A 16613-nucleotide genomic window follows, 5' to 3' on the forward strand; every position below is an offset into this window, starting at 1 on the left:
ATACGTTTCAATTTTTTGTTCTAATTTTTGTTTTCGTTTTCTTAAACCAATTAAACAAGTTTCTAATGAAACTTGTTTAGGTCTTTTTTTGCCGCGTTCATAATCATCTATTTTTTGTAACGTCTTTTCTAACTTTTTTTGATTGTTTTCTAGGTAAACAGGAAGAAGTTCTTTTTGAGAGAAAAGGATCGTTTGCGCTTGTAAAATCGCATCTTCACAAAAACGTTTATTTAACAAATATTTAGGTTGTAGTTTTTTTATCAATTCTTTCTCGTTTTCGCCCTCAATCAAACGATTAAAACTATATCGTTTTGCACTTTCGAACGTACGGATTAAAGTAATTAAATCTTCCGTTTGTTCTTTTGTAATAGAATTGATTTTACAAGTACGTGTTGTTTTCATCCTTTCCCCCCTTTTCATCACCTGAAAATATTATAGGATGAATTCTGTAAAATATAAAACCTGTAATTGTAAATTTTTATAGTTTTTTATAGATTCTCATTTACTGTTATTCCCTCCTAATTAGAAACGATATACTAGGCTGTACATAATAAACATATTTATGATAAAAATTGAAAGAGCAATTGGTACTTGCGCTTTAATAACCGCATTTTTATCCTTTAGCTCTAAAAGCATCGCAGGTACGATATTAAAGTTTGCTGCCATTGGAGTAAGCAGCGTTCCGCAATATCCAGCAAACATACCGAGTGCTGCCATAATTGCTGGGTTTCCGCCGTGCATTTGAACTATTAAAGGTAAGCCAATTCCGCCAGTAATAACAGCAAACGCTGCGAATGCATTTCCCATTACGACTGTAAATAGCATCATGCCTAAACAGTACGCCATAACGGCAACGAACGGATACTCTGTCGGTAGCACTTGTCCGACTAAGTCTGAAACAACTTGTCCAACGCCAGACTTCGCGAATATACCGCCAAGTGCTGCTAACATTTGTGGTAAAATTACAGCCCAGCCAACAGCTTGTAATAGTCTGCTTCCTTCTTGTACAGGTGTTGTTATTTTTGATTTTGTAATACGCATCGCCGCAACAAATGCGAGTAATGCACCAAGCGCTAGTGCAACTAATGTTACTTTATCTGGATCAACAAGAGAGACATTTCCCCATTTGATTTTCCCTAAGGTCAACGTACCGATAATTGTAAAAATAGGAATTAATAGTGCAGGCATAAAAATTTTATTTTTTAATTTCTCAGCATGTTTCACACGTTCTTGTACTGGAACTTCTTTTTCCTCTGATTTTGTTACTTTATTTAGCGAGGCTAAAACGACCATAGCGAGCACGATACAGCCAACGTAAAACGAAGGAATTACATTTCCAAATAAAAATGTAACTGCAAACAATGCCCAAAATAAACTAGAACCGAATCTGTTTGGATGTTCACGATCGAATGCGATACGAACAGCGATAAAAGCAACGATTATCCCTAATACATAATAGATTGTATCCATTGTGATGATGTTCATATTAAATTGCCTCCTTCTCTTCTTTTCCTTCTGCCTTCATTGTTTTCTCTATATATTTATCAAACCTTCTAAATCTAATCCAGCTTACAATAAGTGCAGATATTGCTGTCGGAATGCCCCAAAGTGCCATATCCCATACTCCGACATGCATACCTACTGAATCGAAGAATCCTTTCATTAATAAAATAGCTCCAGTTGCGATGAAAATATCTTCTCCGAAAAACCAAGCTGTATTTTCAGCAGCTGCTGCGTTTGCTTTAATCTTTTCTCTTAATTTTTCAGGAAGTTTACCGTATTTACCTTGCGCGGCCCCTTCTGCCATCGGTGCAACGAGCGGCCTTACTGTTTGCGCATGCCCACCAATATTAAGCCCTAGTGCTGCTGATGATTCTCTTATCGTAAAATATGACATTAATACTCTTCCAGTTGTTGCTCCTTTTGATTTCGTTATAAGTGCTTCTGCTCTTTCTTTTAAACCGTAACGCTCTAAAATTCCGATTACCGGTAAAGTTAATATAATTGGCATAGACATATATCTATTTTCTATGAAAAATTTACCGAACATGCTGATCACATCATAAAAACTTAATCCTGAAACCATACCAGTAACAATACCTGCAACCATAGCTACTAAAAGTGTATTTAATCTAAATAAAAAGCCCACTGCAACAAGTAGTATTCCGATTAATTTAATCATCCCAGCACTTCCCCCTATTTTTTATTTCGGTGCACAAATAGAAATATCATTAAGTTTGAATGTTCTGTATATTCTTTTTGCAAATTGCACTGCTTTTTCCCCATCACCGTGTAAACAAATTGTTTGCGCCTGAACTGCTACTTTCTCTCCATTGACCGCATTTACATGGCCCTCTTTCACCATTTGAAGTACTTGCTTTATCGCTTCGTCTTCATCTTTTATAAGCGCATTTTCTTCTGTACGGCTCGTTAATGTACCATCTTGCTTATATGTACGATCCGCAAAAGCCTCTTGTACAAGAGTTACTTTGTATTTTTCTGCAGCCTGTATAAACGCCTCGCTATTTGCTAATCCATAAAGTAATAGACTTGGATTTATATGATAAATTGCCTTTGCAATTGCATCTGCAATTTCCGGATTAGACGCCGCCATATTATATAAGGCACCGTGCGGCTTTACATGCTGCATTTTCCCGCCTGCCGCTTCCACAAATGCGTCTAATGCGCCTGTTTGATATAGAACATAATCGTATACTTCACTTGCTGAAACATTCATGTTTCTTCTACCAAATCCAATTAAATCAGGAAATCCAGGATGCGCCCCTATTGCTACGTTATGCTCCAAAGCTTTTTCAACAGTTTGACGCATAATAGACGGATCACCCGCATGAAAACCGCAAGCAACGTTTATAGAGGAAACGAACGGAAGAATCTCATCATCATTCCCCATTTTATAAGCGCCAAAACTTTCTCCTAAATCACAGTTTAAATCGATTGTAGTCATAATGTATTCCTCCTAATTTCAGCTTCGTAAAGCGATGAATTTCTTTAATAAATTCATATTTACTTCTTGTTCTATGTACAATTGTTCCGCTTCTTCAAGCGTAATTTTCTCAAAAGAAACATAGTCCCCCGGCTTTAGCTGGGCAAGAAGAGGTAAATCTACTGAAATGATATTTCCCATTCTCGGATAGCCACCTGTCGTTTGCCTATCTGCCATTAATATAATCGGCTGTCCACCATTAGGAACTTGAATGGTTCCAAATGTAACAGGACTCGATAAAATCTCTTTTTCTTCATTCCTATTTAAAACCTCTCCCTCAACCCTATAGCCCATACGGTCAGCATAATTAGATACCTTATACTCTTTCGTAAAAAATGCCTTTCTACTTTCTTCTGTAAATTGATTGTATTCAAAGTCAGTTATGACACGAAGCTTTGGATGTTTCTTATACTTTGGTAGTACGCTGTTGCTAATTGCCCATTTCGTTTTTATTCTCGCATCTTTTTGTAAGTCTAGAATGAAACGACTCGCCATTTCTGGTTGTGCACCAATTTGGAAGTAGTCACCCTTTTTCAGCATTCTTCCTTCTATACCACCAATCGCAGCACGTATGTACGTACTTTTGCTTCCCATTGTACGCTCAATATGTATACCACCCGCAAAAGTTACATACGCTCTGCAACCACTTTTCACTTTTCCAAAACAAAGCATACTACCTTCTTCCGCTAAAATGGGACGCCATAACGGGATACGTTCTCCATTCAATAACGGTTCCATATCTGCTCCGCCAATCGCAAGTAAAGTCGTTTTCTTTATTAACAATTTAGGTCCCATAATCGTCATTTCGAGTCCAGCTTCATTCTCTTCATTACCAACTAACATATTGATCACCCGAAGTGCACTTTGATCCATCACCCCGCCAACTGGCACACCGTATTGTTGATAATGAGATCGCCCTAAATCTTGGACTGTTGTAAACATTCCCGCATGCAAAACCTCTACATCCATTTTTTAGCCCCCTCAAGCGATACGTACTCTTCCTTCGTTATTGGAATAAATCGTAAATACATACCACTTTGAATATATGTTGGTATTTCTTCTTCCGGATTAAATAATGAAATAGGAGTTCGGCCGATAATATTCCATCCTCCTGGTGTTTCAAGCGGATATATACCTGTTTGATTTCCGCCAATACCTACTGAACCAGGAGAGATTTGTAACCGTGGTGTTTCTTTTCTAGGTGTTTCTAATTCTTTTGAAAGTCCTCCTAAATACGGGAACCCTGGTGTAAAACCTAGCATATATACAAAATATGTAGTTTCACTATGTATTCGAATCACATCTTCTACTTGTAAACCGTGATAATGCGCGACTTCTTCTAAATCAGGTCCATATTCTCCCCCGTAGCACACTGGTATAGAAATATGTTTCACATCCTGTTTTACTTCTTCTTTATAAGAATCACACAGCTCCTTTATATACTGGCGAACGTAATCATGTGACCTTTCACTTCTCTCATTTCCCTTCCATACTTCGTATACATTGTAGTAAACAGCTAATGAAGTAAACGACGGAACGCACTCTATCATTCCTGCAAACGGATGTTGCTGCAGTGCTTGAAATAACCGCTGTACTTTCTCATATATATCCCTCTTAATTTCTTCACCAAATGTAACAATAATTGCTTGATCCCCTAACGCAGAAAATTTCATCCTACTCCCTCTTTCTATGCCAAAAAGCCGAGTTCTTTCGAAATGCGATGCGCTGTTTCTTTCACCTTCGCAATAAAATATGAAATGTTACTTTCGTTGTACTCAATTGCTAATCCCGAAATACTAATGCCTGCTACAACCGTTCCATCGCTCGCGAAAATGGGTGCTGCTATCGCGGCTGTATGATTTTCTAACTCAGAATAACTAATGGTGTAGCCTTCCTTTTTTGCCATTTGCAACACTTCTAACAATTGTTTCTTATCCACGATTGTTCCATCTGCAAACTGTTTTAAATCCACTTCCTCTATGTATCTCCGTTTCTCTTCCTCAGAGAAATACGATAGTAAAATTCTTGGACATGCGCCAGCATAAAGCGGTGCTCTTCTTCCAACCGCCGTATACACGCGTACCGGCTGAACACCTTCCATTTTTTCAACATAAATTGCGTCATTTCCATCCTGAATTATTAAATTAACTGCCTGTCCTAAACTATCTCTAAGTTCTTTCATATAAGGAATTGCTATATTTCTTACTGATAATCGGTGTGAAACAAGTTGACCGAACCGTAAAAATACGACCCCTAAACGATATTTCCCCTTTTCGTTTTTTTGTAAAAACTCCATCTCTTCCAACGAACCAATTAAACGATAAACAGATGTTTTCGGCATATTTGTAAGCTGAACCATCTCAGTTAAACTTAGCTCTTCATGCTCATAAAACAACTCTAAAATATCCATTGTCTTAACTGCCGTTTTATTTATACTCATTCTATCTCCCTTTCGTTCCGAATTACGGAACTTAAATTCCGTTTTTCGAAACAAACATATAATTTAAAATTATAAAATATTCTTTCAATTCAATCAATAGATTTTAAGCAAATAAAAAAGTATGGAAGAATATCTCTCCCATACTTCACCACACTTTATAACGCTCTTACTTGTTCCAACGGCCAGAAAACAGCTTGTCCTTTTCCGACAATTTCATCTTCTGAAATAAAGCCAAACATGCGACCATCCTTAGAAACTTCACGATTATCCCCTAAAACAAATACTTGGCCTTCTGGCACTTTCGTTTTCCCAGTGATTTGTTCTAACGTAAAGTCTGGAGTTAATACACGGCCTACTGCTTTTTCTTTAAACTGTTTTAAATATGGTTCTTCCATCGCTTTTCCGTTTACATATAAAACATCATTTTTATACTCAACTGTATCGCCTGGCAAACCAATTACTCGTTTTACTAAATCGTATCCTTCTTTCCCGTGGAAGACGATAATATCAAAGCGATCTAATCCACTTATACTATAACCAATCTTATTCACGAGAACTCTTTCGTTATTTTTTAAAGTGGGCATCATTGATTCACCTTGTACTAAAGAAGGTGTAAATAAAACACCGCGAATAATAGCAATTAATACAAGGGTAAAACCTATCGTTTTAGCCCAAGAGAATAATTCTTTCTTCGTATTTTCCTTCATCGTTTCTCCTCTTTCTTAAGCACTTATTTTATTATTTCAACTAATTCTTGTACTAAATTAGGATCTATTTCAGAAAAACATGATTTTCCTTCTCTTACCGCTGTACCGACATGCGCCTGCGTGATTCCAGTTTCATCTAGCAATCGCTTTATATTTTCTTTCGTCACGCCAGCTCCAGCTACAAGCTGAATTTGACCATCACTTACCTTTTGCATTTCTGTAAGCACCGGAATATTCTCTACTATATTTCCTTGTCCACCTGAAGTTAAAACGTGAGTCACTTTATGAAACTTCTTTAAAGTGCTCATCGCTTCTACTGGATTTTTTATATCATCTATCGCACGGTGGTACGTTACATTTATTCCATCTACAACAGATAGTAAATCCGCTAATTTCTCTTCATCCACTTCATTTCGTTCGTTTAATACGCCTAATACTACCCCAGCTGCTCCTAACTTCTGTGCAACTATAATATCTTCTTTCATCATTTCAATTTCTTCTTCCGTATATGTAAAAGACTTCGCATGCGGACGAATCATAACATGAATTGGTATACTTACCACTTCTACCGCTTTTTTTATAAAAGCATAACTCGGTGTTAAACCACCTTCTGTATAAGATGAAATTAATTCAATCCGCTTCCCGCCAGCACTTTCAATTCGTTTTACATCTTCTAAACATGTTGCAATAACCTCTAGCATGAGATGACCTCTTTTCGTGCTTTTTTCTTATTATAACATTAGTAAAAATAAGAAGCCTAGCTTTCTCCTTTAAAACTTAAAAAAGAAGAATGAAAAGAAAGATTTTTTATTGGCAACGATTATTGGTAACATCCTATTATTCATGTACACTCCTACCATAATGAAAAAAGCCCTTCATTTTGACGGATTTTTCTAATTTCAAGCTTTTCTTTCCTCAGTTTTCATATCAATGCCTAATTGATCTTCCAATAACTTTACACCTTTCTTTGTAAGATGGACAGCTCGGTTCTTATCCGTTTTCGTAATCCATCCCTGTTCAAAAAGCAGTTTTGCAATTGCAGACCCTAACCAACCAGAAATATGGTAACGCCGTTCACTCCAATCAAGGCAAGGTTTTGCAAATACCCTCCTTTTTGTATCTGCCTCATCAACATTTATTCCAAAATTCAGAAACCATTTCTTACCTTGTTCCGTTACAATGTATTCTCCATCCTCTAAAATTATAAATTGCCTATCTAGTAATTTTTCAGTTATCTCTACACCGAGTTTGCCTGCAAGATGATCATAACAAGTTCGAGCATAACGAATTTGTTTTAGTTGGCTTGATTGTTTTAAAGAGCGAACTTGAACTGTTGGTGCAATTGTCCCTAACTTTTCAAGCACTTCTGCAACTTCTTGATTAGCAAGTCGATAGTAACGATGTCTACCATGTTGTTCAACTGTAAGTAAATTCCCTTCTACTAATTTAGAAAGATGCGAACTAATTGTTGGATGTGACACTTTTGCCATATAAGCCAATTCACTAGCAGGTAGTGCCTGATTATTCATTAGACAATCTAAGATGATTGCTCTTGTAGGTTCAGCAATTAGTTTAGCTATATATGAGATATTCGGATATACATTCATATTTCGATGATACCCTAACTATTAAATTGATACAATTATTTTAAGTTTAATAGTAAAGGAGAATGTATTATGAATGCAATTGATCTTAGTATATTAAATTTAAAAGAAACGAGAAGGCGCTCAGAAAAATTATGGAATTCTCTTCCCGATAATTTTCTTAATTGGAAGCCTGATTCTGAGGCTATGTCCTTTGGTGAAATGATTCGTCACGTATGGAGCTCAACTTTTTACTATCATATGATTATAAAAAACAACGGTTCAATAAACGACATACGTACCCCGTATGATGACGAGCCAATTACTTGTGTAAAAAAAGAAATTGAATTGGCACAATCACACTTTACTGACTTCATAGAATATGTTCAATCAATAAGCATAGCCGAGCTAGATTCAAGACTTATTGATAGAAGTGATGTTGGCTATCAACGATATTTAGGTGATATGCTATTACGAATTGCCTATCATGATGCGGTCCATGCGGGTCAATTTTTACAATATTTGCGAATGGTTAACTTGGAAAGACCTTTAATTTGGGATTAAATACGAAAAATGTTTATACAGCCTCCAAACTGGCATTACAATAAGAATTTTTCAACAAGAAACAATCACAACACCATGATAATCATTTATATTAAAAACCTACATCTCCATTAAGTACTTCATACACATAAAAAGCACGGGTTTGATTACTAATCAAACCCGTGCTTTCAAAACAACTATAATATCCATAAACAATAAAATGTAAACTTCAAAAATCACGACCGAAACGCCGCATCCGCCAGCATAGACAATGTTGCATCATCCATCGGTGGATTATGCAGTCCTGCTCTGACGTTTAAATAGTAACGATGGAGCGGATTTTTTTCTGATAAACTTTTTGCTCCTACGATGCGCATCGATTTATCCACTATAGATATCGCCGCATTTGTTACGGCGTATTTCACTGCCGCTAATTCTGCTTGCAGTGACAGTTTATCTTCTGCCTCATCGTATTTTTTCGCAATTTGATATAAAAAGACGCGAGCTTGCATAAGCTCGAGTTCTAATTCTCCAACTAATCTTCTAACATTCGGTAATAAACTAATAGAATGGTTTAAACTATTTGGTTTGTATGATCCCGCAAACTGAACTGCATAATTTCTTGCTGATTGTGCAATTCCTAAATAACATGCTGGTATATGTAGCAACCAGCCAATACCCTTTTGTTTCACTTTCCCGCCTTTTACATCCGTAAAAAAGCGGTTGTCTATCTCTACATTTTGTAAGACAAGGTCGTGGCTAGCAGTCCCTCGCATTGCAACGCTATCCCACGTTTCTTCAATAGATACACCGAGTGTATTTCTTGGAATAACAAACTCACCAACTTCTTCACGGCCTTCCATCCTTGCTGAAATAATAAAATAATCAAGTACTGGCGCCATCGTTGTAAAAGTTTTTCTTCCATTTATAACCCACTTCTCGCCTTGTTGAGCCGCTATTGTTTCTGGTTTGCCGCCACGCGTCGGACTCCCTGTTTTCGGTTCTGTTGCTGCCCTGTTAAAGAGCGCACCATTACGTACTTCTTCGCAAAACCATTTGAACATCTCATCATTCCAAGAGCGATTTTCCGCTAGCTCCTTCACAATGCCAAGATGCCAGCCAATCGATAATGCAGTAGCTCCACAGCCTTCCGCGATTTTCTCTTGAAATAAAACGAAGTCATATAAAGAAATGGCACTACCACCAAATTCCTTCGGTAACGTTAATTTCGTATATCCGATATCTTTCAAATCATTTATATTTTCATACGGAAATGATCCTAATTCACTTAGCTGATGCTCCCTTTCCATGAACTTCGGAATCAATTTATTTATTTTCTCAATAATTAAAGACTGTTCTTCTGTTTCAACAAATGAGAGTGCCATACTATAATCTCCTTTATGCTCGATTCATAAACCGTTCATTTTGTCATTATGATTATATGAAGCTACCTCTCTATTGTTTCACTATTCCGATAAAAATACAATGTTTTTGACTAATAAGAAAAGTTCCTATTTAAGGATAAATCCTTTTCTTATATTAGTCCCCCTTCAATGCTTTTAATGGCAAAGAGGTTACATATCCAATATACGAGAATAATTCTTTAAAGAAGAATGGTATTTCTGTATCTAACGTTTTATATGCTGATGTCGGCGTTGGTGAAGCATACGCTTCAATATTAATATGTTTTGCGATTCTCATTGCGCGTTTCATATGAAGTGGATCACTTACAATCGTGTATGTTTGTATGCCGTTCTCTATTCCAACTTGCTTCGCATTTTTTAAATTTTCTTCAGTGAAAAGGGATTTAGTTTCAATTAAAATATCTTCCTCTTTTACACCTTGTTTCATTGCATATACTCTTGCAGTACGTGCTTCCTCGAGTTCTGCCTCGAACTTTGTACCACCTGTAAAAATAATCTTTTTAATATTTCCGTTCTTATATAAAGAAATCGCATGATTAATTCTTTCTTTAAATACAGGAGATGGTTTTCCGTTCCATGAAGCTGCTCCTAGTACGATACCAGCATCCGTTTTCACGTCATCATTTGCTTTAAAACGATAACTCCAAATATCGTAAGCTGCATAACTTACATATAAAATAGCAGAACAAATCATTAGTAAAAATACTTGAAAGATTCGTCTTTTCTTACTCTTCTTATTTTCTTTCATTTGTAATTGCCTCCGTACATCATCCATACTTCTATAAAAAACATTTATATCAAATCGTTTTGTTTGAGTTTATTTAAAAGAAGGAACTTTACTTGTTATTTATGTATAAAAGGGTTTTCATTTAAAATTGAGGATTATCAATTCATTTTCATTTGCGGTTTTCATTACATTTTTTAAATTCATAAGTTTATTACCATACAACTACATTGTAACGAATTTTTTCTCAGAAGGGAACGATGAAACAAAAGGAATTAAAATAAAGTAGCATTTTGTAAGAAAAAAGGTATATTTTTCATATCTCACGAACAATATACCTTTCAAAACACGAATTATAACTTTTCTTTATACAACTCTAATTTTTCTAACAATTGTTCTTTTACGCCTGGCCATTCACTCGAGATAATACTGTACACCACCGCATCTCTCACATAACCATTCGGTAATTTTCTTTCATTTCGAAGCACACCCTCTTTTACTGCGCCTAACCGTTCAATTGCTCGTTGTGCTTTTTCATTTCTTGCATCCGTCTTAATTTGCACTCTCAGCATATGCAATTTTTCAAAAGCATACTGAAGAAGCATATACTTACACTCTGTATTTATACTCGTACGTTGCACACTCGGATGATACCACGTTTGCCCTAACTCAACTGTCTTATCTTCTACTGAAATATTATATAAACGTGTACTTCCTACAATCTTATTCGACTGTTGATCTACGACTATGAAAGGTATTTGAGTACCTCTTCCGTAACCCTTTATCGCTTTTTGAACGTATTGTTGCATATCTTGCACACTATCCATTTTAGAGATTAAATACGCCCAAATATCCCGATTTCCTTCTACAATCGAAAACAAAGTTTCGACATCAGTATTATCCATTAACCGCAACTTTGCTCTTTCGTGAATAATTTCCATTTTTAAGCCCCCTTTGTTGTTACTATATCATAAGAATCAAAAACGCATTATAAGAATAAAAAAATATAAAGAAAAGAATTCTTTTCAAATATATTCTTCTCGTATAAGGTAGGAAGACTCATCAGTAATCATTAAAAAAGAATTTTTTGATAATTTCCAATAAATTCTATATAATGATAAACGGGAGGGGATAAAAAATGCTAGATCAAATTACTTGGGGAACGCCAGGCAGCTTATTATGCTTAGGATTCTTTTTTGCGGGACTAGGAATCTTCTTAAGAAGCGTTACGTCATATACGAAAAATAAATAAGAATATCCCGCTTTTAAACAAAAGAAGCCCTCTTTTTACAGACGGCTTCTTTTGTTTAACTTTATCTCATTAAAACTTCAAAGCAACAAATAAGCAATCGGCGTAATAATAAGCAACGTTAAAATCGTTCTCTGCACATACAGAATAATAAGTTCAGATACTTTTAACGGAATATCTGTTGATAATATACAAGGAATTGAAGCGGAGAAAAACAGTATAGATGATACGGAAACAACTGCAATGACAAACTTTGTCACAAGTGGCGCACTTACAACTAATAATGACGGTAAAAACATTTCTGCAATACCAACGGATGCCGCTTTAGCAGCTAAGTCTGCTTCCGGTAATTGTAATAACCATGTAAACGGATAGAAAATATAACTGATCCAATCAAATATTGGCGTGAACTTCGCTAAGACGATACCAATTAATCCTACTGACATAATGGATGGTAAAATTCCCATTGTCATAATAAATCCGTCTTTTAAATTCACTGCAATATTTTTCATAATGCTCGGTGCAGACTTTGATACTTCTAACGCATCTTCCCAAGCACGTTCCAACATTTTCTCTTTATAAACAGGCTCTGGGAACCCTTCTTCTGTTACATATGTATCTGGTTTTCTACTAAGGGGCGGGATTCTTACGGTGATAGCAGTCACGATGAATGTTACAACAAGTGTAGTCCAAAAATAAACATTCCATAAATGCATAATATCTAATGTTTTTGCGATGATGATCATAAATGTAGCGGATACTGTAGAAAATCCTGTAGCGATAATCGCCGCTTCTTTTGTCGTATACTTTCCTTCTTTATACACGCGGTTCGTAATAAGAAGGGCAAGCGAATAACTTCCAACGAAGGACGCAACTGCATCAATCGCCGATCTCCCCGGCGTATTCCATAATGGCCTCATAATCGGACGACAAAATGTACCGATAAATTCAAGCAATCCATATCCGACTAATAACGCTAAAAACGCCGAGCCAATTGGAACGAGCAAACTTACTGATATGACTAGCTTCTCATACAAAAACGGCCCAATATCTGGCGCAAAGAACCAAGCTGGTCCTACTTTTAAACAATATAATATGCCAAAAACAACGCCAACTACTTTTAAAATAGAAAAACAAATGTCTACAATAGATGCATTCCATTTCTTCGTATAAAATGGATAAATCGCACCAATCGCCATAACAAATAATGCATAATAAGGTACTACGCCAGGAACCGAAGCCCTAATCCACGATACGATATGATCAATCATAATAGACGATGCACCGTTTATCGTAACAGGAACGAAAAACATAAACACCCCAACGAGACTAGCAAGTATAAACCGAAGAATAATCCCCTTCTCTCGCCCTGTCTTAATTACATTACTCTTTAATTCAATTTCACTCAAAATTCGACACCTCCCGTTATCTAAATATTCCGTACAATTATATTATATTCCTTCTTTCCATTTCTACTATTTAATCATATGAAAAAGCCTATTTTAAAATAGGCTTTTCTATTACCTCTCATAATCATCCACAATCACTTGAATGAAACGATACGACTCTTCTGCTACTTTTTCATTACTCTCCCTATTCGCATCATATGTAATTAACGCCTTCCAAAGTGCCCATCCTCTCGCTCTATTCCACGTTTCTTCATCCATGCGTAATACTTCTTTAAATACATTTCTACTATTTTCATCAAAAAACGTCCACGCCATCGCTGCATCACAAGCAGGATCTCCTACACCTAAAATACCAAAATCAATTACAGCACAAAGCTTTCCATCTTTAACGAGTAAATTCCCTGGCGCTACATCTCCATGAACCCAAACTGGCTTACGATCCCATGTTGAACTAAGTGCTACATTCCAAAGGTGTTTTAATAATGCCTCGTCAAAAACATCCTTATTATTTTCAATAGCAACTCTCGCCTCTTCATCATATACAGATATAAGTCCGCCTCGGTAAAAATTATGTGTTCCAGCTAAAGGTCCGTTACTCGCATTAATAGATTGCAATTCTACTAAAAAAGATCCTAAGTCCGCCGCAAATTCATTTAAATCCCGAACGTTTTGTTTCGTAACTGTTTCTCCCTCTATCCACTTATTAATAGACCAAGGCAATGGATACGCTTCAGACGGATTTCCTTTCGCAAGTGGGGTAGAAATCGGTAAAGAAAGCCCCTTATTTAATATAGGAAGCCAACTATTTTCTTTCTCTACTTGCGGTGCATATGCCACATCACTTGGCAATCTTACACTCATCTCATCCCCTAAGTGAAACGTCCTATTATCATACCCACTAAACTTTACAGGTTTCACTTCTAAATGGGCCCATTCAGGAAACTGTTCCTGTATTAACTTTTCAACTAAACTTACGTTAATTGGATGCATTCACATTCTCCTTTTCTTTTGAAACTTACTAAGCCCATCCGTACTTCCAACATATTCAAAACTATTTTTCTTATAAAAATCATTCAACGTACGATTATGCCCCACGCAATCTAACTTCAAATACTCTTTATCACATTGCACATTCTCTTCTACCCACCGTAAAATCCATTCTCCTATTCCATTTCCCTTATACTTCCGTTTCACCGCAAATCTATGAATATATAATGAATTAGAAACTTCCTCTTTACCAAAAATATGTTCATCCCATTCATTTTGTTTAGGAGAAACTGTAACCGTACCAACTATTTCAGCTTCTTTCAGAACAACATATGTATATTTCTCTCTTATACATTCTAGTATTTCAGCCGTAGCTTCCTCTCCTAAAAGATACTGCCACTGATCCACTTCTTTATATTGTAGCCATTGTGCTACCTCTTTTAATAAAAGGATAATACTATCACTTTCATTTTCAGTAGCAATTCGAATTGCATATTCTTTACTTATATTTCTCTCCATATTGCCTTTCCCCTTTCAAATTGCTACCATACTGACAAACGAGTCCTTCCATCATTTTCATCTGTAATATATTCTACATAAAATCCTTGATTCACTGCGTTATCATACATTAATTCAATCGATTTTTGATCTTTCGCATAAATTTGTATGTATTGAGCATCCACCGCTAATACAACTACCTCACACTTGCTTTCCTTAAACTCTTCGTATGTTTCAATATCTATCGCTATTTCTCCTTTAGGATATGCTTTTAAATCTGCAAAAATAAGATAATATATGTTGTCTTTAACTAACTTTTTCAACGCTAACCCTTCCACTACACTTGGTTCTTCTGGAAATAATGCCTCATCCAATTCACCACGTGCTATTAAGTAGGACTCCTCATCCCTCACTCGCCAATCAAATACAGTAATATCAATTGGCTTTAATACTTTCCAAAGTAAATTATCATATCCATCTAGAATATCTACTGTAATCCCTCTTTTCATATGTCTGCTCCTAGCTTATTTATTTTTGTTCTATACATTATATATGAAATGTAATTACTATATTTTGTCGATACATAAGTACATCATAAAAAAACCGCTCCACGACTAGCGAAACGGTTTCCTTCTGCTTACATTTAAATATTTCATTTAATTGTTGGACTACGTTTTAAAATATTTTTTAATATATGCACCACATCAGTCGTTCATTCTTAATGCTCACTTCGACTTCACGAAGTAATATAAAAACCATACTGCATGATTTTGTTCATCCGCAGCTATTCTCCGTAACAACTCTTTCAAATGTGCATCCGATGTCTCATCTGAAATTTCCAAATAAAAATCTACTGTTTTTTGTTCATCTTGTATAGCGAACTCTAATCCTTGTAAATACGTATTTGGGCAGTCTTCAGTAATTTGTGGTTTTGGCTGCCTACCAGTTAAGTTCGTATAAATTTGTACAAAGTTGTGGAAATGCTTTATTTCATCATTACGAATTTCAAGAATTTGTTTTTGTTCTACTTGATTTGGAGCCATATTCGCTAATTTTGCATAGCAGCTTATAGCGCTATACTCTCCATTAATAGCTTTTTCAATATCACTAATTAACTTATCATTCTGCCTATACCAATCATAATAATTCGAATTATACATCATATCCCCCCATACTTTCGCTTAACATTTTATGCATTTAGAAATAGTAGGAGCCTGTGTATATAACGGGACGGCTTTAGATTGAAAGAAAAGTTTGAGAAAAGGGTCTATTTTGTAAAGGAATTGCTTATTCATAAAGTGAAACTATAATCAGTGGGGATTTTACTACACGGCAAATAGCGGATAAAATATCACTATTTTTTTGTACGCTGTTGCTATAAATTCGCGAATGAATCAGGTTTCCAACCAGATGTGGTGTTGAGATGCGAAGCTATTATGAATCCAGTCATATAACTAGGAGGTACCACTATGCCATCTTTATTTAAAACTATGGCCTTCCAGCTGAAAACCGAAAGACTTGAGCTTAGTATGTGGGAGGAATCCGATTCCGTTTGGCTGAGCAAATTAATTGGCGAACGTGGCGTGGACATTCCAGCCGTTGATTCCGTTCGTAACCGGCTTATTGAGATGCGCAAGAAGGCAGACGAAAATGGTATTTCCCTTCTCACTATTCGAAGGAGAGACGAAGGCGATTTCATTGGGTACTGTGGCTTAATTATCGGTCGTTCCACACTTGAAGAGCCGGAGATTGCATACGAGTTGTTCCGCAGCGCTCATGGTAAAGGTTATGCGACTGAGGCCGCATCTGTTGTACTGGACGCGGCGATTGCTACTGGGCGCCAAAGACTTTGGTCGACTGTAGGTGCTTGGAATATCGCTTCCCTCCGGGTACTAGAAAAGATAGGATTTAAGCGACATCACAGTACGTGGGATGATGAACGTGGTGAGATTGTTTGGAACGTACGCGATCTTTAAAGATTTCGCCTTAATTCTAAACACTACACTTTTCAACAATCAGGCATTTACATTGAGAAAAAATCACAA

At 36.2% G+C, this 16613-nt stretch carries 20 protein-coding genes; 2 read left to right on the forward strand and 18 right to left on the reverse strand.

The annotated features are described in order from the left end of the window. The 10 genes from BLT20_RS24840 to BLT20_RS24885 form a co-directional block, all read right to left on the reverse strand. Nucleotides 1-402 (reverse strand): transposase (locus BLT20_RS24840; RefSeq protein ID WP_141770361.1); only part of this gene is annotated, 402 nt, incomplete at its 3' end. Between the two features lie 120 nt (nt 403-522). Continuing rightward, nucleotides 523-1485, reverse strand: coding sequence for a DUF979 domain-containing protein (locus BLT20_RS24845; RefSeq protein ID WP_001021659.1), 963 nt, complete (start codon nt 1483-1485; stop codon nt 523-525). Nucleotide 1486: 1 nt separating this feature from the next. After that, nucleotides 1487-2182 (reverse strand): DUF969 domain-containing protein, encoded by a 696-nt coding sequence (locus tag BLT20_RS24850; protein WP_000593383.1) that lies wholly within the window; start codon nt 2180-2182, stop codon nt 1487-1489. A 21-nt stretch (nt 2183-2203) separates the two neighbouring features. Further along, nucleotides 2204-2965, reverse strand: a complete 762-nt coding sequence (pxpA, locus tag BLT20_RS24855) for a 5-oxoprolinase subunit PxpA (protein WP_000207315.1) — start codon at nt 2963-2965, stop codon at nt 2204-2206. Nucleotides 2966-2983: 18 nt separating this feature from the next. Beyond that, nucleotides 2984-3973, reverse strand: a complete 990-nt coding sequence (locus BLT20_RS24860) for a 5-oxoprolinase subunit C family protein (RefSeq protein ID WP_000382248.1) — start codon at nt 3971-3973, stop codon at nt 2984-2986. Next, nucleotides 3964-4677: a 5-oxoprolinase subunit PxpB gene (gene pxpB, locus BLT20_RS24865; RefSeq protein WP_000672280.1), complete on the reverse strand. Its 714-nt coding sequence runs from the start codon at nt 4675-4677 to the stop codon at nt 3964-3966. The genes BLT20_RS24860 and pxpB overlap by 10 nt, the downstream gene beginning before the upstream one ends. 14 nt (nt 4678-4691) lie before the next feature. Continuing rightward, nucleotides 4692-5444, reverse strand: coding sequence for an IclR family transcriptional regulator (locus tag BLT20_RS24870; RefSeq protein WP_000026361.1), 753 nt, complete (start codon nt 5442-5444; stop codon nt 4692-4694). A 155-nt stretch (nt 5445-5599) separates the two neighbouring features. After that, nucleotides 5600-6151 (reverse strand): signal peptidase I, encoded by a 552-nt coding sequence (gene lepB, locus BLT20_RS24875; protein ID WP_000662501.1) that lies wholly within the window; start codon nt 6149-6151, stop codon nt 5600-5602. A gap of 23 nt (nt 6152-6174) precedes the next feature. Then, nucleotides 6175-6852, reverse strand: coding sequence for a copper homeostasis protein CutC (locus BLT20_RS24880; RefSeq protein ID WP_000895119.1), 678 nt, complete (start codon nt 6850-6852; stop codon nt 6175-6177). 198 nt (nt 6853-7050) lie between these two features. Then, nucleotides 7051-7758, reverse strand: a complete 708-nt coding sequence (locus BLT20_RS24885; RefSeq protein ID WP_001103807.1) for an ArsR/SmtB family transcription factor — start codon at nt 7756-7758, stop codon at nt 7051-7053. 69 nt (nt 7759-7827) lie between these two features. Between BLT20_RS24885 and BLT20_RS24890 the strand changes: the two genes are divergently transcribed. Continuing rightward, a complete protein-coding gene (locus BLT20_RS24890) occupies nt 7828-8298 on the forward strand; it encodes a DinB family protein (RefSeq protein ID WP_000991275.1) in 471 nt (156 codons plus the stop codon). A gap of 215 nt (nt 8299-8513) precedes the next feature. Here BLT20_RS24890 and BLT20_RS24895 read toward each other — a convergent pair whose 3' ends face one another. The 8 genes from BLT20_RS24895 to BLT20_RS24930 all read right to left on the reverse strand — a co-directional run bounded on the left by BLT20_RS24895 (nt 8514) and on the right by BLT20_RS24930 (nt 15728). After that, nucleotides 8514-9662, reverse strand: a complete 1149-nt coding sequence (locus BLT20_RS24895) for an acyl-CoA dehydrogenase family protein (RefSeq protein WP_001218358.1) — start codon at nt 9660-9662, stop codon at nt 8514-8516. A 154-nt stretch (nt 9663-9816) separates the two neighbouring features. Next, nucleotides 9817-10449, reverse strand: coding sequence for a YdcF family protein (locus tag BLT20_RS24900; protein WP_000662215.1), 633 nt, complete (start codon nt 10447-10449; stop codon nt 9817-9819). A 329-nt stretch (nt 10450-10778) separates the two neighbouring features. Then, nucleotides 10779-11366 carry a GNAT family N-acetyltransferase gene (locus BLT20_RS24905; RefSeq protein ID WP_000402585.1) on the reverse strand — a complete coding sequence of 196 codons (588 nt, stop codon included), beginning with the start codon at nt 11364-11366 and terminating at the stop codon, nt 10779-10781. Between the two features lie 388 nt (nt 11367-11754). Next, complete coding sequence (locus BLT20_RS24910) at nt 11755-13083, reverse strand: YjiH family protein (protein ID WP_001289416.1); 1329 nt, start codon at nt 13081-13083, stop codon at nt 11755-11757. Between the two features lie 111 nt (nt 13084-13194). Continuing rightward, nucleotides 13195-14073, reverse strand: coding sequence for an aminoglycoside phosphotransferase family protein (locus BLT20_RS24915; protein ID WP_000553375.1), 879 nt, complete (start codon nt 14071-14073; stop codon nt 13195-13197). Next, nucleotides 14074-14589, reverse strand: a complete 516-nt coding sequence (locus BLT20_RS24920) for a GNAT family N-acetyltransferase (protein ID WP_000440749.1) — start codon at nt 14587-14589, stop codon at nt 14074-14076. A 23-nt stretch (nt 14590-14612) separates the two neighbouring features. Further along, entirely contained in the window at nt 14613-15077 is a 465-nt protein-coding gene (locus BLT20_RS24925) for a DUF2691 family protein (RefSeq protein ID WP_000820200.1), read from the reverse strand. A 216-nt stretch (nt 15078-15293) separates the two neighbouring features. Then, nucleotides 15294-15728 carry a ferritin-like domain-containing protein gene (locus BLT20_RS24930; protein ID WP_000282830.1) on the reverse strand — a complete coding sequence of 145 codons (435 nt, stop codon included), beginning with the start codon at nt 15726-15728 and terminating at the stop codon, nt 15294-15296. Between the two features lie 309 nt (nt 15729-16037). On the opposite strand from BLT20_RS24930, the gene BLT20_RS24935 reads away from it, so the two are divergent. Beyond that, nucleotides 16038-16544, forward strand: coding sequence for a GNAT family N-acetyltransferase (locus tag BLT20_RS24935; RefSeq protein WP_001139523.1), 507 nt, complete (start codon nt 16038-16040; stop codon nt 16542-16544). The last annotated feature ends 69 nt before the right edge of the window (nt 16545-16613 follow it).

The sequence above is a fragment of the Bacillus sp. cl96 genome (assembly GCF_900100505.1).
In the GTDB taxonomy this organism is placed as follows: Bacteria; Bacillota; Bacilli; order Bacillales; family Bacillaceae_G; genus Bacillus_A; species Bacillus_A cereus.